Source organism: Nitrospira sp., from assembly GCA_024760545.1.
GTDB lineage: Bacteria > Nitrospirota > Nitrospiria > Nitrospirales > Nitrospiraceae > Nitrospira_D.
Window position 1 is genome coordinate 214,717 of the sequence record CP060501.1, and the last position, 18,972, is coordinate 233,688.

The 18,972-nt window shown below is 56.6% G+C and carries 21 protein-coding genes; 14 read left to right on the forward strand and 7 right to left on the reverse strand.

What is annotated here, in order from left to right; genetic code table 11:
- The first annotated feature begins 23 nt into the window (after nucleotides 1-23).
- The 5 genes from H8K03_00950 to H8K03_00970 all read left to right on the forward strand — a co-directional run bounded on the left by H8K03_00950 (nucleotide 24) and on the right by H8K03_00970 (nucleotide 3,205).
- Nucleotides 24-713 (forward strand): sigma-70 family RNA polymerase sigma factor, encoded by a 690-nt coding sequence (locus tag H8K03_00950; protein UVT22337.1) that lies wholly within the window; start codon nucleotides 24-26, stop codon nucleotides 711-713.
- A 92-nt stretch (nucleotides 714-805) separates the two neighbouring features.
- Complete coding sequence (locus H8K03_00955) at nucleotides 806-1,099, forward strand: hypothetical protein (GenBank protein ID UVT20524.1); 294 nt, start codon at nucleotides 806-808, stop codon at nucleotides 1,097-1,099.
- Nucleotides 1,096-1,371 (forward strand): hypothetical protein, encoded by a 276-nt coding sequence (locus tag H8K03_00960; GenBank protein UVT20525.1) that lies wholly within the window; start codon nucleotides 1,096-1,098, stop codon nucleotides 1,369-1,371. Before H8K03_00955 ends, H8K03_00960 begins: the two co-directional genes overlap by 4 nt.
- A gap of 159 nt (nucleotides 1,372-1,530) precedes the next feature.
- Nucleotides 1,531-2,445 (forward strand): cytochrome b/b6 domain-containing protein, encoded by a 915-nt coding sequence (locus H8K03_00965; protein UVT20526.1) that lies wholly within the window; start codon nucleotides 1,531-1,533, stop codon nucleotides 2,443-2,445.
- Between the two features lie 7 nt (nucleotides 2,446-2,452).
- Nucleotides 2,453-3,205 carry a molybdopterin-dependent oxidoreductase gene (locus H8K03_00970; protein UVT22338.1) on the forward strand — a complete coding sequence of 251 codons (753 nt, stop codon included), beginning with the start codon at nucleotides 2,453-2,455 and terminating at the stop codon, nucleotides 3,203-3,205.
- A 37-nt stretch (nucleotides 3,206-3,242) separates the two neighbouring features.
- On the opposite strand, the gene H8K03_00975 is transcribed toward H8K03_00970, so the two are convergent.
- Both H8K03_00975 and H8K03_00980 read right to left on the reverse strand, forming a co-directional pair.
- On the reverse strand, nucleotides 3,243-3,968 hold the full coding sequence (locus H8K03_00975; protein ID UVT20527.1) for a glycosyltransferase: 726 nt from the start codon (nucleotides 3,966-3,968) through the stop codon (nucleotides 3,243-3,245).
- 23 nt (nucleotides 3,969-3,991) lie between these two features.
- Nucleotides 3,992-4,303: a hypothetical protein gene (locus H8K03_00980; protein ID UVT20528.1), complete on the reverse strand. Its 312-nt coding sequence runs from the start codon at nucleotides 4,301-4,303 to the stop codon at nucleotides 3,992-3,994.
- 225 nt (nucleotides 4,304-4,528) lie between these two features.
- On the opposite strand from H8K03_00980, the gene H8K03_00985 reads away from it, so the two are divergent.
- Complete coding sequence (locus tag H8K03_00985; GenBank protein UVT20529.1) at nucleotides 4,529-8,836, forward strand: DEAD/DEAH box helicase; 4,308 nt, start codon at nucleotides 4,529-4,531, stop codon at nucleotides 8,834-8,836.
- Between the two features lie 19 nt (nucleotides 8,837-8,855).
- Here the strand turns inward: H8K03_00985 and H8K03_00990 are convergent, their stop codons facing one another.
- A complete protein-coding gene (locus tag H8K03_00990) occupies nucleotides 8,856-9,254 on the reverse strand; it encodes a DUF3015 family protein (protein UVT20530.1) in 399 nt (132 codons plus the stop codon).
- Nucleotides 9,255-9,391: 137 nt separating this feature from the next.
- Between H8K03_00990 and H8K03_00995 the strand changes: the two genes are divergently transcribed.
- Complete coding sequence (locus H8K03_00995; protein UVT20531.1) at nucleotides 9,392-10,324, forward strand: hypothetical protein; 933 nt, start codon at nucleotides 9,392-9,394, stop codon at nucleotides 10,322-10,324.
- Nucleotides 10,325-10,390: 66 nt separating this feature from the next.
- Here the strand turns inward: H8K03_00995 and H8K03_01000 are convergent, their stop codons facing one another.
- Entirely contained in the window at nucleotides 10,391-10,699 is a 309-nt protein-coding gene (locus H8K03_01000) for a carboxymuconolactone decarboxylase family protein (GenBank protein ID UVT20532.1), read from the reverse strand.
- Between the two features lie 193 nt (nucleotides 10,700-10,892).
- On the opposite strand from H8K03_01000, the gene H8K03_01005 reads away from it, so the two are divergent.
- The 6 genes from H8K03_01005 (at nucleotide 10,893) to H8K03_01030 (ending at nucleotide 15,173) form a co-directional block, all read left to right on the forward strand.
- Nucleotides 10,893-11,903, forward strand: a complete 1,011-nt coding sequence (locus tag H8K03_01005) for an AraC family transcriptional regulator (GenBank protein UVT20533.1) — start codon at nucleotides 10,893-10,895, stop codon at nucleotides 11,901-11,903.
- A gap of 19 nt (nucleotides 11,904-11,922) precedes the next feature.
- Nucleotides 11,923-12,231, forward strand: coding sequence for a DUF1272 domain-containing protein (locus H8K03_01010; protein ID UVT20534.1), 309 nt, complete (start codon nucleotides 11,923-11,925; stop codon nucleotides 12,229-12,231).
- A gap of 56 nt (nucleotides 12,232-12,287) precedes the next feature.
- Entirely contained in the window at nucleotides 12,288-12,863 is a 576-nt protein-coding gene (locus H8K03_01015) for a DJ-1/PfpI family protein (protein UVT20535.1), read from the forward strand.
- A 104-nt stretch (nucleotides 12,864-12,967) separates the two neighbouring features.
- Nucleotides 12,968-13,120 carry a hypothetical protein gene (locus tag H8K03_01020; protein ID UVT20536.1) on the forward strand — a complete coding sequence of 51 codons (153 nt, stop codon included), beginning with the start codon at nucleotides 12,968-12,970 and terminating at the stop codon, nucleotides 13,118-13,120.
- Between the two features lie 332 nt (nucleotides 13,121-13,452).
- Complete coding sequence (locus H8K03_01025) at nucleotides 13,453-14,097, forward strand: DJ-1/PfpI family protein (GenBank protein ID UVT22339.1); 645 nt, start codon at nucleotides 13,453-13,455, stop codon at nucleotides 14,095-14,097.
- 707 nt (nucleotides 14,098-14,804) lie between these two features.
- Nucleotides 14,805-15,173 carry a hypothetical protein gene (locus tag H8K03_01030; protein UVT20537.1) on the forward strand — a complete coding sequence of 123 codons (369 nt, stop codon included), beginning with the start codon at nucleotides 14,805-14,807 and terminating at the stop codon, nucleotides 15,171-15,173.
- A gap of 154 nt (nucleotides 15,174-15,327) precedes the next feature.
- On the opposite strand, the gene H8K03_01035 is transcribed toward H8K03_01030, so the two are convergent.
- Nucleotides 15,328-15,633, reverse strand: a complete 306-nt coding sequence (locus H8K03_01035; protein ID UVT20538.1) for a hypothetical protein — start codon at nucleotides 15,631-15,633, stop codon at nucleotides 15,328-15,330.
- A 233-nt stretch (nucleotides 15,634-15,866) separates the two neighbouring features.
- Here H8K03_01035 and H8K03_01040 point away from each other — a divergent pair, with 233 nt between their 5' ends.
- The gene (locus H8K03_01040; GenBank protein ID UVT20539.1) at nucleotides 15,867-16,172 is read left to right on the forward strand and encodes a hypothetical protein; all 306 of its coding nucleotides are present in this window, start codon (nucleotides 15,867-15,869) and stop codon (nucleotides 16,170-16,172) included.
- Between the two features lie 38 nt (nucleotides 16,173-16,210).
- On the opposite strand, the gene H8K03_01045 is transcribed toward H8K03_01040, so the two are convergent.
- Together H8K03_01045 and H8K03_01050 are read right to left on the reverse strand one after the other, a co-directional pair.
- Nucleotides 16,211-17,410 carry a hypothetical protein gene (locus H8K03_01045; GenBank protein UVT20540.1) on the reverse strand — a complete coding sequence of 400 codons (1,200 nt, stop codon included), beginning with the start codon at nucleotides 17,408-17,410 and terminating at the stop codon, nucleotides 16,211-16,213.
- 98 nt (nucleotides 17,411-17,508) lie between these two features.
- Nucleotides 17,509-18,924 (reverse strand): cytochrome P450, encoded by a 1,416-nt coding sequence (locus H8K03_01050; protein UVT20541.1) that lies wholly within the window; start codon nucleotides 18,922-18,924, stop codon nucleotides 17,509-17,511.
- Between the last annotated feature and the right edge of the window lie 48 nt (nucleotides 18,925-18,972).

Sequence of the window (18,972 nt, forward strand, 5' to 3'; positions counted from 1 at the left end):
GCGCATCGATCGAACAGCAGATGATGCCTGACCGTGTCAGGTCGGGCGTCGCTGTACCCGAAGATGAAGATAGCCTGATCATCCGGTTACGAAGAGGTGATGAACGGGCGTTCGATGAATTGGTCGATAGGCATCATAGCGCACTCATTCGCATGGCCATGGGCTATGTGACGGATCGCGAAGTGGCGGAGGAAGTCGTTCAAGATACCTGGATAGCCGTCATCAAAGGGTTGAATCGATTTGAGGGTCGATCATCCCTACGGACCTGGATTTTCGGGATCGTCATTCATAAGGCCAAGGATCGAGGAGTGCGCGATAAGCGACAGGTCGCATTTTCCGCCTTTGAGTCGCCCGACGATGCAAGCGAGGAGGGCATCGACCCATCTCGATTCCAGCAATCCGGCGAACGGATCGGCCACTGGGCGTTTCCCCCTCAGCCTTGGGACGAGCAAACGCCTGAAAAGCTGTTGGCCGACCAACAGGCCGTGACCGCGATGAACAAGGCCATTGAAGCATTGCCCTCGACACTCAAAGCAGTCTTGATCCTGCGCGACGTTGAGGGAGTGGAGGCCAAGGAGGTCTGCAAAGTCCTCAATATCACGGAAACAAATCTCTATGTCCGGCTGCATCGCGCAAGGGAACGAGTCAGAGCGGCGGTCGAACAGGCATTCGCCGATGAAAGGTCGGTCGACGGATACGCCAAGGTCAGGTAGGAACCTCTTTTCTCCCTAGTGCCTGGCGTATGTGTAAGAAATTTGAGAGACGGAGGACTCACGAATGAATAGTCCACAACCAGAGGCTTTGCATGGAAGACCACCCTTCTCAATGGATCGACAGCGGAATGACATGTCGCGAACTGACAGATCGTGCTTCGGATTATCTGGAAGACCGTCTTTCGGACTGTATGAAGCTGGACATCGGTCTTCATCTTGCGTCATGCGTCGGCTGTCGGGCCTATGTCAGACAGATCTCACTTGTGCGGGCTGCGGTAGCACTCATTCCCAAAGAGTTCCCATCACCGGTCAACCGGCTTCGACTACGACAACGGTTTGCCGGATGCCGTTCAACCATCACTTACCAACGAGGAGGCGTTCAATGAAGAAGATCCTGTTATCGATTGCTGTAGCTGGGTGTCTTATGGGGGGTGGCACTATTTCCTATGCCGATGAAATGGGGAAGATGAAAGATGAGACGAAGAGTGAGATGAAGGCTGACATGAAAAGTGAAATGAAAGCGAAGCATGACGAGATGAAAGCCCAAAAAGGTGAGATGAAAACCGACATGCAGATGAAAAAGAATGAGATGAGCGGTGAAATGAAGGCGAAGAAAGACGAGATGAAGGGTGGCATGAAAGGCGCGATGGGTTATTAAGGGAAGCAGCCCAACCTATTCTCTCTCCAGCGGCCTGCGCTCGGGTCTCCCGGTTGCAGGCCGCTTCGTTTCTTCAGAGATACCTCATCCAGTATCTTGTAAGAAATAGACAACGTCTCCGACGAAGAGCTATGTGAATGCCTTCCAAGGAGAGGTAAAATGAAGCTGTTACTTATTCAGCCCGATTGGAGAGGGGAACACGTGCCGATTTCAGAACCTACGGTATCGGTACCGCCTCTGTTGAACGATCAAACCGCTTCAACCCAGCCTTCCGTTGAACAGGTGTACCGCCATCGACTGCCGGTGCGGATCAGCCATTGGCTGAATGTCCCTATTCTGATCATCCTGATCATGAGCGGCCTGCAGATCTTCAATGCCCATCCTGCACTGTATTGGGGTGATCGTTCGGATCGTGATCAACCGTTGCTGTCGATCCGGTCTATTGTAAACGAGCAGGGGAAAATGAAAGGGGTCACAACTATTGTCGGCCATCAGTTCGATACGACCGGTGTACTGGGCTATTCCGATGGAATGCGCCGCGCGTTTCCGGCCTGGGCGACCGTTCCGAGCGCCAGGTGGCTTGCCATGGGGCGGCAATGGCACCTGTTCTTGGCCTGGCTCTTTGTGATCAACGGCCTAATTTTTACGGCGTATGCATTGGCAAGCCGACACGTCACACGTGATCTGGCGCCAACTCGTCAAGATCTGCGCGGAATCGGGAAATCCATCAGAGATCACCTGATCTTGCAACATCCTGTAGGCGAAGCAGCCAAGCGGTATAACGTCCTTCAAAAGCTGACCTATGCGAGCATCTTGTTCATTGTGGCCCCACTGATCGTGCTGACCGGCTTGGCCATGTCGCCGATGATCGATGCGGCATTCCCCTGGATTTTGACTTTCCTAGGAGGTCGCCAAGGGGCGAGGACGCTTCACTTTCTTGCCTGTTTTTCATTCGTCGGATTCATCATGATTCACGTCCTGCAGGTGATCCTCACAGGATTCTTCAACAACATCCGCTCGATGGTCACCGGGTGGTTCATTGTCAAACATAGAGGAGTGGGCCATGAAGTATGAACGCGCGATGAGACGACGAAGCTTCCTTAAAGGGACCTTGGGTGCCGCGAGCCTGGTTGTAGTCTCCGGTTGCGACAATCTCACGCAAAGCAGTTGGTTCCCGTCCATCCTCGGTAAGACCGAACGGTTGACCGAAGCGGCGCAACGGGCGGTGACTTCCAAGAATGCGCTGGCCAAAGAATATGGTGAGGCCGATATCTCGGCGGTGTTTCCGGCGAATGGATCCATCGATCCGGGGACAGAACAGTATGCCGAACATGTCGCACGAAACTTTTCAGAGTGGATGTTGGAAGTGAGTGGTCTGGTCAAGACGCCCAGGAGTTGGTCGCTGGCCGCGCTGAAGGAACTCCCTTTTCGGACGCAAATCACTCGCCACGACTGTGTGGAGGGTTGGAGTGCCATAGGAAAATGGACCGGGGTTCCGGTCAGCGACTTACTGCGAGAAGTCGAACCATTGCCGAATGCCCGCTATGCGGTGTTTCATTGTGCTGATGTGGATGATGAAGGGATCGCTTACTACGAGAGCATGGCCGTGGCCGATTGCTACCACCCTCAGACGATTCTGGCCTATGAACTGAATGGTACCCCATTAGATATTCCGCACGGCGCCCCGCTCCGCCTTCGCTTCGAACGTCAGCTCGGGTACAAACATGCAAAATATGTCATGAAGATCGAATTGGTCGAATCCCTTGCCGGCATCGGCGGCGGGAAGGGGGGCTATTGGGAAGACCAGGGATATGAATGGTACGCCGGTATCTAGGCATAATGAAACTGTGCAAGCCTGCTATCGAGAAGGCTCACCGCCGTCCGTCATACCAGACGGAGAGCTGCTTTTTGTCGTGCAAGGTTCTCCTTGGAAGCAGAAGGACTCGGAAGATTTGTGCGGCGATCTCTCGGCCTGAATAGAGCGAGACCTTGCGCGTCGATGTCTCCAACGGATGTCCGGTTAAAATGGTGAATTGAAGGCCGCGTGTGCGCCCCCATCGCTTGAGCTGCTTGCTGAGAGAGATTTCGTCCAACGCATAGAGGGTCTGGTCGAACCCGCCGACTTCTTGAAAGGCATCGCGGCGGCACACGACCAAGGCCCCTGCCGCCCATCGACACAGAATCGATGCTCCGGTCCAAATGCGCAGTGTCAGGTGTGCCCACCAAGGCAGCCCGTCCATACGCAAGGTACTGCCGCAACCGACGTGTTTCCCTCCTTCGATCACTCGTAGAATATCGGCAAGCAGGCCCGGACTGAGCAGACTGTCGGCGTCCAAAAAAAGCAACCAGTCGCCGGTTGCGTGAGCGGCTCCCGCATTGCGCGCCCTACCGATCTGATTGATCGGTTCAAAGACAACCTGCGCCCCCGCCTGTCTTGCCAGCTCGGCGGTATTATCGGTGGAATTATTGTCGACAACGATGATGCTCGATGCGAAACGTGGCGCGCGGTTGGCGGCGACCGATTCGCTGACGGATTGGAGACATCGCTCGATCAGGCGTGCCTCATTGAAGGCTGGAATAACGATGGAGAGATGCATGGTCAGCTATGATGCCATAGCTGCTATGAGTTGCGAAACGGGAAATCGGTCCGGGGCATGACGGAGGATGGGTCCTGAGGAATCGGCAGCTGGACGTGGACAACACGATCGAGCGGGGAGTTCTCCTCATCGATATGGTGTGTCAGAGCCTTGGGATGCGCTCGAAACTCGCAAACGATGCGGAAATCATTCTCGTACGGATAACTTTCCGCCATTTCAAAACCGATGCGATTCCGTTCGGGTTGACAATCCTCATACGTGGCAAAGGTGTTCAGCACTGTGGCGGGACTTACACCGGCAGGGGGTGTCAACAAGACAATCAAGAGAAGCCACATGATCAGCCCTCGTTTGTCATCATACAGACACTCATATTCTCGTGTCAGAGTGTCACTCACAACCGTCTAGCTGTCCAGTACTTTCCTTAATGTGCTCACCCGCCATCCTATACACGAGAATGAATCATGAATAAGTTTAACCAAACGAGGGCACATCCACTATTGGAGTAAACCCTAGGGCAGTCGGTCACGCGTACATATCCGATGCATGGTAAGATGCGGCCGATGCCTCTCGCACAGTTTCATCCGATTATTGCCGAATGGTTTTCTTCGCGTGTCGGTCGGCCGACTGACGTCCAAATCCAAGCCTGGCCAGCGATTCACTCCGGAGCGGATGCGTTGATTGCCGCGCCGACCGGTTCAGGCAAAACCCTCGCAGCCTTTCTTGCCTGTATCGATAGCTTGTTCAAGCAGGCCCTTGCCCGCGAACTTGATGACCACACGCAGGTTCTCTACATATCGCCCCTCAAAGCTCTCAGTAACGACGTTCAGAAAAATCTGCAGAAACCGCTGGTCGAGATCGGGCACTTGGCACTGCAAGCCGGGCTCTTGATGCCGGAGCTGCGTGTCTTAGTACGGACCGGGGACACCCCGATGGCGGATCGCCAGCACATGCTCAAGCGGCCACCCCACATTCTCGTCACGACTCCGGAGTCATTGTTTATTCTATTGACTGCCGAAAAGAGTCGACGGCTTTTGCAGACGGTACGAACGGTCATCGTCGACGAAATTCATGCTCTCGCACCCAACAAGCGCGGTGCGCACCTTGCGCTGTCGTTGGAACGCTTGGAAGCCCTGACGATGAAGAACCCGCAGAGGATCGGACTCTCTGCAACGCAAAAACCGATCGAATTGGTGGCGGACTTTCTGGTAGGCGCTCGGTCTCGTCCGACGATCATCGACGTGGGGCATCGACGGGAGTTGGATCTTGCGGTCGAGGTGCCCAAGGACGAGTTGAGCGCGGTCGCGACGAACGCCATCTGGTCCGATGTCTATGACCGTGTTGCAGAACTCGTCCGACAACATCGCTCGACGCTGGTGTTCGTGAATACTCGGCGGCTGGCGGAGCGAGTGTCACACTATTTGGAGGATCGCCTGCGAGACCTTGGACCGGACGCGGTGGCAGCCCATCACGGCAGTCTCTCGAGGCAGATCCGGCTGTCGACCGAAGAGCGACTGAAAAGCGGTCAAACACGCGTGGTGATCGCAACCGCTTCGCTGGAACTGGGTATCGATGTCGGGACCGTTGATCTGGTTTGCCAGATCGGTTCGCCCCGAGCCATTGCGACAGGTTTGCAGCGGATCGGTCGTGCGGGGCATTGGGTCACCGCCATTCCCAAGGGCCGTCTCTTCGCGATGACCCGGGACGAATTGCTGGAGTGTGGAGCATTGGTACGAGCCATTCGCGACGGCGCGCTGGACCAGATCGAGATCCCGACTGCGCCGATGGATATTTTGGCGCAGCAGCTTGTGGCTGCGGCCGCTACCCAAATCTGGACGGAAGAAGATCTTTTCGCCCTGTGTCGGCGGGCCTATCCGTACCGAGATCTGTCCCATGAGGAATTTTCTCAGATCCTTCGCATGCTGGCGGATGGTATCGCGACACAACGGGGGCGAGGGCTCGCATACCTCTACCATGACCGGATCAATCATCGGCTCAAAGGAAGACGAGGGGCGCGATTGGCGGCGATCACGTCGGGTGGTGCTATTCCCGATACCGCCAATTATGCCGTTGTGGCTGAGCCGGAGGGAACCGTGGTGGGCTCCGTCGACGAAGACTTTGCGGTTGAAAGTCTTGCCGGTGACATCATGCTCCTCGGCAACACATCGTGGCGAATCAAAGGGGTTGAAGCGGGAAAGGTGCGAGTGGAGGATGCGCAAGGGGCTCCGCCCAACATTCCGTTTTGGCGAGGAGAGGCTCCGTCTCGGACAACCGAGCTGTCTGCTGCGGTGGCGTCTCTGCGGCAAGCGATTGCCGATAGGGTGACTTCACCTGTTCCCGATTCGAGCCGTCAGCGCTCAGCGATCAGCTTTCTGAGGACGGAGTGTGCATTGGATCAACGCGGGGCTGAGCAGGCGGCGGCATACGTCGCCTCAGGGATCGCAGTGTTAGGCGCCGTGCCAACCCAGGACCGCATCATCGCCGAGCGGTTTTTCGATGAGAGCGGGGGCATGCAGTTGGTGCTCCATGCTCCGTTCGGCGGACGGATCAACAAGGCCTGGGGACTCGCGCTGCGCAAGCGGTTCTGCGTCACCTTTGATTTCGAATTGCAGGCGGCTGCGACCGACAATGGAATCGTCATTTCCTTGGGTGAGCGCCACAGTTTTCCGCTCGAGTCAGTGTTCGGCTATCTCCATAGCCGCACGGTTCGGGACGTGTTGATTCAAGCGCTGTTGCAGGCGCCGATGTTTATGACGAGGTGGCGGTGGAACCTGAGTCGCGCGCTGATGCTCCTTCGTTTTTCCGGCGGCAAGAAAGTCCCGCCTCAGATTCAGCGGATGAAAGCGGAGGATTTGATGGCGGCTGTGTTTCCTGATGCTCTCGCATGCCAGGATAATATGGTCGGTGAACGTACGAGGCAGATTCCGGATCATCCATTGGTGGCCGAGACCGTACGCGATTGCTTGACGGAGGCCATGGACCTTGATGGGCTGACACGACTGCTTACGAGAATAGAGACCGGAACAATCGAATGCCTTGCCATGGATACGCCGACACCGTCACCGTTGTCCCATGAAATCTTGAATGCCAATCCCTATGCCTTTTTGGATGATGCGCCGCTGGAGGAGCGTCGGGCACGGGCGGTGGAAATGCGGCGAACGCTTCCCGCAGAAATGGCCGGCCAGGTCGGCGCGCTCGATCCGGCGGCAATAGAGGAAGTGCAGCGGGAGTCATGGCCCGTGGTTCGCGATCCGGATGAACTACACGATGCGCTGCTGACCCTGGTTTGGTTACCCGCTGAGGAAGCGAAGGAGTGGGCGGCGCACATATCGCGATTGGTCGATGAGGGGCGGGCAGTTCAGTCGTCAATACAGGCGGATGGGCATGAGGCGAAGGGATGGGTGGCAACAGAGAATCGGGACAGCGTAGAACGACTGTTCATCGCCGGCGACGATGCGACCCTTGATGCCATGGTTCTTGGCTGGATGGAGAGCATCGGTTCGACAACCACAAACAAGTTGGCTGAACGTCTGCATCTTCCGGTTGATGCGATCAACACCTCAATGGTTCGGCTCGAGAGTTCCGGCCAAGTCTTGCGCGGCCAGTTCCGATCTTATTCAGTGATCGACTCCCGGCATTCCTCGCAATCCGGGCTTGAAACGCCCGAGTGGTGTCACCGCCGTCTGCTGGCTCGTATCCATCGTCTGACCATCGGTATGTTGCGCAAAGAGGTGGAGCCGGTCACGGCATTGGAATTTATGCGGTTCTTAATGCAATGGCAGCATGTCCTACCCGGATCACGTCAGCATGGTGAAGCCGGTCTGCAGCAAGTGATCGGGCAACTCGCGGGATTCGAGGCGGCGGCCTCCGCGTGGGAACCACAGCTCTTGCGGTTGCGCATGGCCAAGTACGAGCCGGAACTCTTGGATCGACTCTGTCTGAGCGGAGCGGTGAGCTGGGGACGGCTCTCGCCTCATCCCAATTTGGTGCTTGATAATGACCGGAACCGACGCCGGATCATACCCACGAGCGTCGCTCCCATCAGTCTGTTTCCGCGTGAGGACAGTGAATGGCTGATGCAGGTCTTGCGTGGAGAGACAGCCGCAACCGGATCGGATTCTGCACTGCATTTGAGTTCGGTGGCGCAAAATCTGCGTCGTGCATTGCAGGAACACGGCGCAAGCTTCTTTGCCGATCTGGTCCGGATCACACACGATCTTCCGGCGGAAGTGGAACACGGACTGTGGGAACTTGTGGCAGCAGGGTTTGTGACGGCAGATGGGTTCGACAACCTTCGAGCCCTGATGGATCCGCATCGGCGTCGTGCCGAGGGTCGTGAACGAGCTCGTCGACCCCGGCATTCAACTGGACGGTGGTCGCTGCTCCGGTCAACGAAGCCCGCAGTGGTCAGCACGCAGTTTCCGGTTGCAGCGACTTCGGCGCCTCACACGGAGCAGGTGGCTCGCCAGCTCCTGCGCCGTTATGGCGTGGTGTTTCGAGATGTGCTGGCGCGGGAATCGTTGGTTCAGTCATGGCGAGATCTTCTTGTGCAGTATCGGCGCATGGAGATGGCCGGCGAGGCGCGAGGCGGGAGATTTGTGAGCGGATTTACCGGAGAACAGTTTGCGTTGCCGGAGGCGGTGGAGTCGCTGCGAGCGATGCGAAATAAAGGAATATCTCCCGGCACCGGCCACGAGGTCAAACTCTCAGCGACGGATCCCTTAAATCTTGCCGGTGTGATTCTCCCAGGACCGCGCATTCCATCGGTGCCGACGAATTTCTTGGTGTTCAGGGATGGCGCACTCGTGCGGACGGTGATCGGGCGTCAACACGAAACAACGCTTTCCGTCCTAGAGCAGGCCGTCACGTGATGTGATGCCTGAAGTCGGACTATCGGGCGAATGCCTTGGATATGTCCCTGAGCTGCGCCAGCAGCGATGTGGAATCCTTGCCTACTGTTTCGGCATAACCTGCCTGGGCAGCGGAGAAAAATGCCGATTGGTGATTCCCGGGAACTCCCAACAACCTGCCCACCGATGCCAGGTATTCTCCCCGCCCTGCCGCCAGATCTTGCTGTAGATTTTCTTGATTGAAGGACACAAAGGCCGCCGCCTTGAAGTCCGGCTTGATCTGGCCGTCTTCGCTCCACCAAGCCGCTCCGGATGTCGTGCCGGTGATATTGGAGGTCGTGTCGGTGGTCTGATTGAACGTAGCCTTGAGGGTGCAACCGGTGAGTCCGAGCATCATGCTTGCACCGGCGATCACGACACTTTTTATTAGGATTCGCATAGGCCCTCCTTGCTGTAGGTCGGTATCGATACGGAAGTGACCGACACTATAGCACAGCGTGCCTTAAGCTGGTCTGATTATTGACCGATAGGGGAGTGGCGGAAGACTGAGCCCATTCTCATGAGTGGGAGAGATCCATGCCGGTTGAAGCACTGACCAAATTTGATCCCCAACAGTTTTTTAACCTGCGTCCCATAGCCAATGCCGGCCTGCGTCGGTTGGATACTCAAGTCAGCCAAATGGCGATTTCCAATGATGTGTCCGGCCGCCTGAGCGTGACGACCACGGACGGGGACACTATTGTGCTGACAGCCGACGTCGGGTCCGACTATCGAACCGGCAATTTTCACTCTCATGTCGAGACTGCTCAAGGAGCCGTGAATGTTGGAGCGAGTTCTGCGCAATATGCCTTTCAACGGAACTTCGGCGTCGAGGTAAAGGGCGATCTGAACGAGCAGGAGCTGCATGATCTTGGGAATCTCTTCCAGAAGCTCTCCGGAATTTTTCACGGCTTCTTTCAGGGCCAGGATGAGGAGGCGAGGTCTCACACCGTCAACCTTGCTAAACAGTTCAGCGAGTCAGCAACCTTCTCCAGTCTCGATTTGAGTGTGGAGGTCGTGCGATCGGTCACGGTGGTTGCGGCCTCAGCAGTTACCGCGGGTGGGGCGCCAGCGACGGCGGCGGAGATCCCGCAACCGTCCAACGGTACCACGGCGCCCACCCCGCCATCGGATTCGTCCGAGAGGGGCTCTCTCACGACGCCGATGAAGAATGCCCCACTTGCGTCGCTCATCAAACAGGTAATCGATGCGCTGAAGGAAACCGAGGCTGAGGTGCACAAATTCCAGGCGTATCTTCCGGAGTTCTTCGACAAACTCCGCGAGAGCCTCATGAGAGATTTACCGGGTGAGCCAAAACCAACAGCCGATGAGCCGGATCGTGCCGTTGCGCAGAATCCGGATCAAGCGCCATCAACTCCAAGAAATGGCAGCGTGCATCTCGCCTACAGCTCGGTGAATCTGGCCACATTTTCGTTCTCACGCACAGCCGCCATTGAGTTGGTCTCCTGATCAGACGGGTTGAGCGAGCCCGACTCTGTCCGCCACAACCTCCGTCAACACACCCGTGTCTTATAGTCACGCTCCCTTGAAGGCATGTGTGCCGTGAGTGATCGCTCCGCCGGCACGAAGGGCGGCAGCGACAAGCACGGCTTCCGCAATCTCAGCATCCGAGGCACCCGCCTGGCGCGCGTTGTTCGCATGGATGTCGATGCAATAGGGACATTGCGTCGTGAATGCGACGCCGAGTGCAATCAGCTCCTTGTACTTGCTCGACAGCGTACCTTCCGCCAAGGCAGCCTTGTCGAACGCCACAAACGCTTTCATGGCCTCCGGCGCGTGCACTTCGAGCAGTTTCATCTTCCCTAGGTTCTTCAAGTCATACATGACGACCTCCTTCTGTTCGCGATGGTGATGATCGAACCTGCGTTGTGCTTCTGGAGCACACTATAAAAAGAAGGACGGGTGATTGCCTTACCCGAGAGACTGATTCTCTTATCAGGAGCATGCTACACTGCGTGTGATTTGACCGGGCGACCGGAAGACTTTGCCGAGACGCCGAATTGCCGCGAAGAATGATATGGACGTCTTGTCCGAAGTCCTCAAGACTGTCAAACTCGACGGCGCTGTGTTTTACAATGCGGAATTTTCAGCGCCCTGGTGCTTTTGTTCACCTCCTTCCTCGGAGTTGGCTCCGTATCTGTCTGCCGGTGGAAACCACGTCATTATCTTTCACCTCCTGACCGAAGGCCGAGGCTATGCGCACATCGAAGGAAATCCACGACCGCTTCAGCTTGCTGCCGGCGACCTGGTCATCCTTCCGCACGGCGACCCGCATGCATTGAGAAATGGGCCGTTCGTCAAACCGACAGACCACGCGGAACAAGTGAAGCGGGTGTTCGAACAAGGCCTCAACCTTGCCCGTATGGGAGGCGGAGGGGAAATCACCAAATTCATCTGCGGGTATATGGCCTGCGATCCACAACTCAGCCAACCGTTTTTGGGCGGGCTACCGCCCATTCTGAAAGTCAATGTGCGTACTGACACGGCAAGTCAATGGCTGGAACAAACCATCCGGTATTCAGTGGACCACGCGGATCGGGCCCAGCCCGGCAGTCAAGCAGTCCTTGCCAGACTGTCCGAAGTCTTATTCATTGAAGCGCTGCGGCGGTATATCGACGTCCTCACTCCTGATCAAAAAGGATGGCTGGCCGGTGTTCGCGACCCGGAAGTTGGAAAGGCGTTGGGCTTGCTGCACCGCCAGCCGGCTTGTCCGTGGACGATCGCGTCTCTCGCCGAGGAAGTGGGCATTTCGCGATCCGTACTGACGGAGCGGTTCCGGCGGTGTCTCTCGGAGGGTCCGATAGCCTATCTCGCGCGGTGGAGGCTTTCCCTCGGTGCGCAACTGCTCGTCTCCACCAGCAACAGCGTGGCGCAGATCGCCAGCGAAGTAGGCTATGAGTCGGAACCGTCATTCAATCGCGCGTTCAAGCGACAGTTCGGGTTCCCCCCTGCGCGGTTCCGTAGCCGATCGAGAGCGGCGCGTAAGCACGAGAGATCGGCGAGTCAATTAGAGGGCAGCGCGCAATAGGACCATCCAAGGAGAGACCATGCTAGAACTCAGGCCGGTCTGCGAGCAATGCTGCAAGGCCTTGCCGCCGAACTCCACCGAAGCGCGCATCTGCAGCTATGAATGTACGTACTGCTCCGACTGTGTTGAACACGTGCTGGCCAATGTCTGTCCCAATTGCGGCGGAGGGTTCGTGCCGCGCCCCATCAGACCCTCAAGGAACTGGAAAGGCGACAACTTCCTTGGTAAGGATCCGGCTAGCACAAAGGTCAAGCACCGGTCCGTGGATGTTGGCGCTCATCAACTGTTTTCGCAGAGGATTCGTGCCATTCCGCCGGAAGAGAGATAACGCATGATACGACGAACGAGCAGGGGAGTGATCTCCCATCTTCGTCGTACACACCAATGAAGACCGCCTTTATCATCTTTGACCGTATGACGATGCTGGATTTCATCGGCGTGTATGATCCACTGACGCGCTTGAAGTCGATGGGATTGATGCCCGAGTTTACCTGGGACATCTGCGCCATGAGCGAGGACGTTGTTGATGACAAAAACCTCCGCATCGAGCCGTCCGTCGTGGGCCGCCCGCTTTCGGGCTATGATCTGCTTGTAGTGCCTGGCGGGCTGGGAACGCGGGAACTACGGCATGATCGGGCATTTGTTGAATGGATACGAACTTCGGAGCCGGTCAAACTGAAAGCATCGGTCTGCACCGGCTCTCTCTTGCTGGGGGCGGCGGGCTTCTTGAAAGACAAACGCGCGACAACCCATCCGAAGGCCTTCAAAGAGTTACGGGAATATTGTGCGCAGGTCGTCAATGACCGTGTGGTGGATGAAGGAAATGTCGTTACGGCACGAGGCGTGACCTCCGGTATTGATCTTGGGCTTTACCTGGTCGAGCGTTTCGCTGGTGTGGAAGTACGGACTCGAATCACGACGCAAATGGATTATCCTGATGTTTCGCAAACAGCGACGTAAGCTGCATGATTTCTTTCAACATGCGGCCTTCGCGATTCGTGCGTAACAGTATGAACTCGTCGCGTTACCGGCCAAAGCATCAGTGACTCAGACTGATACCAAGTATGCGCGTGTTTTCTGTTACCGAGCTTTCTGCGGAAATTCTGGAGCAGGTGGGTGCGCAGGAGTGGGAGGTGCAGGAGCAGGCTGAAATGTCTGGTTGTTCAATTGAAGGGGAGGGCCGAGGTTCATCGATGGACTTGGCGGTGGCTGTATGATGGTATGACGGCTGCCGCCAGGCGGATCGATAGTCGTCTCTACATTTCCTTGGGGATCCTTGTATACTTGGACGCCGCCTTCGGAGCCCAGCACTTGGTTCAAGCGTTCCCTTGCGCTAGGCTGTTCAGACCCTCGATCGTCAGATGCGAGGAGCATGCTTGGCCATACAGTTCCCATTATGATGACGACAAAGACAGTGATCCAGAACATGGATTATTATACTGCCGACTGTGAAATCTGCGAAATTATCGAAGCGGAGCTACCGCGTGAGGCTCCAGCCGACCGGCTGGCATGGTGGAACGGAGGGTAGAGGATGATTCCAGAGAAGCGTTTGCAAGTGGCGATACTGTTGTACGATGGCATGACGGCGCTCGATGCGATCGGCCCATACGAGGTTCTGCAGGCGCCGACGCTCGGCACCGATGTGCGCTTCGTGGCGCGCGAGAAGGGCGTGAAGCGAACCGACTTCGGCAGGCTCCGGTTGACGGCCGACTATACGCTTGCCGAAACTCCCACCCCTGACATCCTCGTGGTGCCCGGAACTGCGTTTCCGCAGGCGGTAATGGGTGATCAGCTTGTTCTGGAATGGATTGCGCAGGCGCACCGGACCACCAAGTGGACCACGTCGGTGTGTACCGGCGCATTGGGCCTGGCAGCCGCCGGCGTGCTGAACGGGCTGAAGGCCACCACCCATTGGCTGGCGCTCGATGTGCTGAAACAATTCGGCGCGATCCCGACGAAGGAACGGGTTGTCTGTGAGGGCAAGATTCTCACTGCCGCCGGCGTGTCATCCGGCATCGACATGGCTCTCACATTAGTCGCTGAAGAGTTCGGAGCCGACGCCGCGCAACTCACCCAGCTTCTCATCGAATACGATCCCCATCCGCCGTTCGATGCCGGCAGCCCCGACAAGGCACCGCCTTCGATCGTGAATACGGCGCGCGAGGAGTTCAGCAAGTTGGTCGTCATGCCCTAAGCGCATCGAACATGCCAACGGGCTGATTCGCGCAACGTTTCTATTCCTACTCCCATGTCCATTAGTGACTGGTGAACGCGATTGCTGTACCCGCGTTGTCTGTCTCCGCGTTCAATTCTCCAAAACTTTGAAATGAGTTGCCAGAAACCCCCTCTCGCGATAGCTGTAGACGGCGCGCTGGGTTCCAGCGTGGGATAGTCTTTCACGTCATATTTGAGGGAGGGTACCCATGCATTTCGTCCTCGTGTCGGCAGTTGCAGCCGGGCTGGTGTTCTTGCTATGGCAGACGAGGTCCTAGTCTCGTCTCCGACCCAAGGCACTGAATGCGCCCCATGGCTGTGAAGTCTTGGCGTGAAGGCTAGGAAAGTGAGAAGAATTCTTCGGTAGATGTCGTATGGAGCTGAGCTCCAAGCGGCACGCCTCAGTGCGAAGCATCTTCTTGCACGGCCTCCAGCGGGTCATCCGCTGGAGGCCGTCTCGTTACTCGGACCCTCGTCTTATGGCACGGGGTATCTTCCAATGGATTACAACGATCTACAATGACTTGGATCGGCATGGTGAAGCCGAAGGAGTCGATCCGCATCTCTCTCATTTCTCCGTCAAAACCATGAAATAGGTTGCCAGGAATTCCATCTCGGAGTACCCCTAGACTGGGCGCCGGTTCCTGGCGCCATTGGTGATACAACCTATTTCAGGGGAGGATGTCCATGCGTTTTGTCATCCTATCAGCAGTTGCCGCCTCAGTCATGCTTGGCACCGGCGCACCGGTTCTGGCGGACGAAGCGACAAGTCTCGGCTCTGAGATGAAGAGCGAAATGGGCTCCATGGCCAGCGAGGCTAAGGGCGACATGAAGGCCGAGCATCAGCAGATGCGGGAGAATTTCAAGGCCAAGAAGGACCAGATGAAGTCCGACGTGAAGGTCAAGAAAGACCAGATGAAGTCGGAGATGAAGGCGAGGCGGGACGCGCTCAAGGCCGAGAAGCAGGAGATGAAAAAATCGGTCAAGGCCAGAAAGGCCAAATCTCAGAAGGATGCAAAAGAGGCGGCAGAATCCGCGATGCCGAGCTCGCACTAGCGCGCAGGTCTTCTCGGTGTTCGGCAGTCATGCAAACGGCCTCCATCGGGGAAACCCGTTGGAGGCCATTGCTTTTATGTCACGTTCTGTTAAGGGTTTCAGACTGTGCTTGACGCCGGAATCATGTCACGGCAATGGGCGTCCGTAGATTCGGTTACACCACCTGCTCGCATGGCAGTATAAAGACGTGGAGTGGGAATGCGTTATCGCCCTGCGCTGCCTCTTGAGCCAAACGGAACCGCGTGAATCCGTCAACAAGACGATAGGCCGATTGTTCCGATACTGCCGCCAGGATCATCCGGTTGGTCGTGGGGGCGAGGAAGAACTGGCTGGTCGATCCGGTCGCTCCCTTTCCGCCGACGTTGTGCAGCTCGCTGAATCCGGTCACCTCGTATTCATTCAGCAAGGCATGGACATGTTCCACGAGCGATTCACGAAAGACGATCACCAACATTTTCATACGCGTCACTCCTGAGCGTGAGAGATTGTCACGGAACTTGAAATTCTTTTTCGCGGTTTCATCTATTGTCGGGGTAGATACCGGCAAATACAAGATCAACGGGCTATTTCCATAGGATGAGGGATAGCTCGATAAATTGGTGCGAACGTGGGCGCCGTCTCGACAAGGACGGACGCGATAGGCTATAAATTAGCTGCTCACCGCCTACTGGAGAGCTGAAGGAGAGCGGTTCCATGCAAGAATATGCCTTATATTTCGGAATCTGCTCTATCATTCTCTCCGTCTATACACTCGTCAAAGGTTTTGTCGCGGCATCCAGGCAACGGAGCGAAGATCATTCGACCACACTGGTTCCGGCCTATATCTACGGAATCGTCGCGTCGATTCTGCTGACATTCGGGCTCGGATTTTTGAAATTAAAATTACCGTGGTGGGGATTTCGAATCGTGTTCCCCGGCACGACTCTGCTCTTTCCCGCGCTGATCTATCTCGTGGGTCGGCGCCCTCCGAAGCCTCGTCTCGATCGCGTCGACGCGTGATCCCGTCAGACGCGGTGCGAACAGTCAGAAATCCCGCTCTATTTTGCGATGGTAATGCTCGGCACGCCGGCACGCGGCACTTCGGTGACCGTCATCTGGAACAGCTGCGACAGCAGCTTGAACGCTTCGCGGTTCCAACGCGCCTGTGGTCCGATCGTATTCACGGCGTAATAGTGCCCATGGGATCGCATGACGAGATCCATCCCGGACGGAGATGATGGCGACATAATCAGATCCATGGTCTTGATCGGATTCTCAGCCACCTCGGGAGTGCGGCTGTCTTTGTCGACATGGTATTCCGGATCTTCGGCGATGGAAAGTCCGAGAAAATTCAACATGGCGTTGAAACTTCGCAGTCGAAAGTCGCCTTTGAGCGGCCAGTCACCGCCATAGTGCCCCGGGCGGATATCAAAGGTGACGTCGTGCGTGAGTCCCAGTTCGTTCTCACCCTGTAGGCGGGCGCGCTCCTCTGGTGACAGTAAATCTGGATCGTAATTGGTGATCAGCGTACCGCCTTCAACCTGTTTTCGTAACGTGTACGTCTTGTCCGGGCCGTTATACTCAACCCGATAGTCTTGTTCGAGCGCTTTGAATCCTTCCGCCGTGACCGAGTCGGCAGGGATTGTCCAACTTCGCTCGATGCTCAACGGTTCTACATAGAGGCTGTTGTGGTCTTGAATGGCTGAGAGATGCAACACGACCCGCCGGAACATCTCATAGCCGGCCTTATCGGATGGATTATTGCGATGGGCGACAGTCCCATCGTTGTGTTTGAGCCGGAGCTCTTTGGCCATCAGCCTGAGGAGCAGATCGATATCGATTCCCTGTCGCAGGAGCAGAGTCAACTTGGCTTCATGGAACGGTGTGAGCAACCGCTGGGTAAACTCCTCGCCTTCAATCGGTGCGATACTGATGGTCGGATTCTCGGCCACGCTTCCACCGATGACGGGTAGAATGGTCCGGCTGGCGTCCCCGGTGAGAGCCGGTGTCGCGCCGGCCGTAAATCGGAAGTCAAAGGTCGCCGCGACGTTGGAGACGCCGGTAAAGTGAATCGGCTGATGGTGTTGCGCTCTGGCGATATTGACCAATAGTTGTTTGGATTGCGCCTCGATGATGGCCTCATCATAGGCGATCACGGCCCGATTCAAGCTGATCGGCGAGAGGCACCCTGACAGAACGAGCAGGCAGGAAACGATCGATACGTTGAGCCATACAGAGGCAAACACATTCCTCCTCATCGATTCATCACCTTGCTCCGAACGTGGACGGGAATCGAATGCGATTTGTACCATATCAACACCACTATGCCTAGAAGGTAGAAAGAGAGAAGGAGGTCTTATGCGATGACGGGGTGCGGTTCCGCGATTCCGACTCGTTGAACCGTCATCTGCATCGGCATATTGGGGCGCAAGGTCATGAACGGTTCCGGTTGGATGACCTGCCCATCAACCAGACGCAACCGGATTTTCGACGCTACCGTCGCTAAGATCAACAGACCTTCCAATTCGGCGAAGGACTCACCGAGGCACCGATGGCCCCCGCCACCGAATGGAAAGTAGCTGAAGGCCGGACGGGTCCGTTTGTTCTCTTCAGAGAACCGTTCAGGATCGAATCGGTTAGGATCGGGGAACCAGCGTGGATTGCGATGCAGATTCCATGGACTGATAAAAACCCGAGCGCGAGCTGGAAGCACCGCGCCGGAGGGAAGTCGGTCCTCTGCCTGCCCGATGCGGGTATGGAGAATCCAAGCAGGAGGAAAGAGGCGCAATGACTCGTCCCAGACCATCCTGGTATACCGCAAGCGAGGAACATCCGCCGCGGTCGGGAGGCGGTTGCCGACGACAGTCTTGAGCTCCTGGGCCAGACGGTCGCGAACCGACCGAAATTGGGACAGGAGAAACCATGTCCAGGTCAGGGCATTGGCGGTGGTTTCGTGGCCGGCGAGCAAGAAGGTCATGAGTTCATCGCGGATTTCCTCATCGCGCAAAGGCTGACCTTCTGCGTCCTTCGCGGCCAGTAGCAACGACAACACGTCATCATGCCGATGAGAAGCCGTCCGCCGCTCGTGAATGAATCGGTGAACTATCGCTTCCATCGAACGGTGACCGAGCAGGAATCGGCGGTGGAGTGCCGTTGGAACCCAGAGAGGAGTCAATCGCTCCAGCGGCGAATCGTACTGGAGCTTGACGAGCTGTTGGCCGACGGTGATGGCGCTCTTGACGCCCTGAGCCTCTGATTCGATGTCCTGACCGAAGAGCAGGCGCCAGATAATCGAAAGGGTGAGGCCCGTCATTTCGCGGCCGATATCGACGGTCATCCCGTCATGCCAGTCTGCAACGAGGTCGTGAGCCTTCGTAGTAATCAGGTCGGCATAGGAGCTGACGTGGTCTCCGTGAAAAAATGGGAGGAAGAGCCGCCGTTGATGGTGGTGGATTTCGCCTTCCGTATGAAGCACGCCCTGGCCAAAAATTCGAGATTCCACCGGCGGGACTGGGGCCTTGCGATAATTGTCTTGATTGGTCACGAGCACATGTTTGACGTCGGCGGGATGATTGAGCACATAGAAGACCAGCCTCCGCTCCCGTAAAAGGAGTTCGGCGACCAATCCCATCGGGACCTTGGCCACGTCACCATAGGCCTGACATCGCAGGAGAAAGCCGAGGCTGTCCCGGCGAATTTCCGGGAAGAATCCCCACCACCGGGAGACCGGCGGGCCGGAAAGAGTTGGAGGTGAAATCGTCTGATCGGTCATGCGTCCAGCGCGTTGATTATGAAAGATATCGTATGTATAGCCGGCACT

Coding starts and splice junctions, on each gene's coding strand:
- H8K03_01030 (UVT20537.1), top strand. CDS start 14,805: ATGCGTTTTGTCATCCTATCAGCAGTTGCCGCCTCAGTCATGCTTGGC.
- H8K03_01045 (UVT20540.1), bottom strand. CDS start 17,410: ATGAGGAGGAATGTGTTTGCCTCTGTATGGCTCAACGTATCGATCGTT.
- H8K03_01040 (UVT20539.1), top strand. CDS start 15,867: ATGCAAGAATATGCCTTATATTTCGGAATCTGCTCTATCATTCTCTCC.
- H8K03_00990 (UVT20530.1), bottom strand. CDS start 9,254: ATGCGAATCCTAATAAAAAGTGTCGTGATCGCCGGTGCAAGCATGATG.
- H8K03_00970 (UVT22338.1), top strand. CDS start 2,453: ATGAGACGACGAAGCTTCCTTAAAGGGACCTTGGGTGCCGCGAGCCTG.
- H8K03_00980 (UVT20528.1), bottom strand. CDS start 4,303: ATGTGGCTTCTCTTGATTGTCTTGTTGACACCCCCTGCCGGTGTAAGT.
- H8K03_00985 (UVT20529.1), top strand. CDS start 4,529: ATGCCTCTCGCACAGTTTCATCCGATTATTGCCGAATGGTTTTCTTCG.
- H8K03_01015 (UVT20535.1), top strand. CDS start 12,288: ATGAAGACCGCCTTTATCATCTTTGACCGTATGACGATGCTGGATTTC.
- H8K03_00950 (UVT22337.1), top strand. CDS start 24: ATGCCTGACCGTGTCAGGTCGGGCGTCGCTGTACCCGAAGATGAAGAT.
- H8K03_00995 (UVT20531.1), top strand. CDS start 9,392: ATGCCGGTTGAAGCACTGACCAAATTTGATCCCCAACAGTTTTTTAAC.
- H8K03_01010 (UVT20534.1), top strand. CDS start 11,923: ATGCTAGAACTCAGGCCGGTCTGCGAGCAATGCTGCAAGGCCTTGCCG.
- H8K03_00960 (UVT20525.1), top strand. CDS start 1,096: ATGAAGAAGATCCTGTTATCGATTGCTGTAGCTGGGTGTCTTATGGGG.
- H8K03_00975 (UVT20527.1), bottom strand. CDS start 3,968: ATGCATCTCTCCATCGTTATTCCAGCCTTCAATGAGGCACGCCTGATC.
- H8K03_01000 (UVT20532.1), bottom strand. CDS start 10,699: ATGTATGACTTGAAGAACCTAGGGAAGATGAAACTGCTCGAAGTGCAC.
- H8K03_01050 (UVT20541.1), bottom strand. CDS start 18,924: ATGACCGATCAGACGATTTCACCTCCAACTCTTTCCGGCCCGCCGGTC.
- H8K03_01020 (UVT20536.1), top strand. CDS start 12,968: ATGCGCGTGTTTTCTGTTACCGAGCTTTCTGCGGAAATTCTGGAGCAG.
- H8K03_01005 (UVT20533.1), top strand. CDS start 10,893: ATGGACGTCTTGTCCGAAGTCCTCAAGACTGTCAAACTCGACGGCGCT.
- H8K03_00955 (UVT20524.1), top strand. CDS start 806: ATGGAAGACCACCCTTCTCAATGGATCGACAGCGGAATGACATGTCGC.
- H8K03_00965 (UVT20526.1), top strand. CDS start 1,531: ATGAAGCTGTTACTTATTCAGCCCGATTGGAGAGGGGAACACGTGCCG.
- H8K03_01035 (UVT20538.1), bottom strand. CDS start 15,633: ATGAAAATGTTGGTGATCGTCTTTCGTGAATCGCTCGTGGAACATGTC.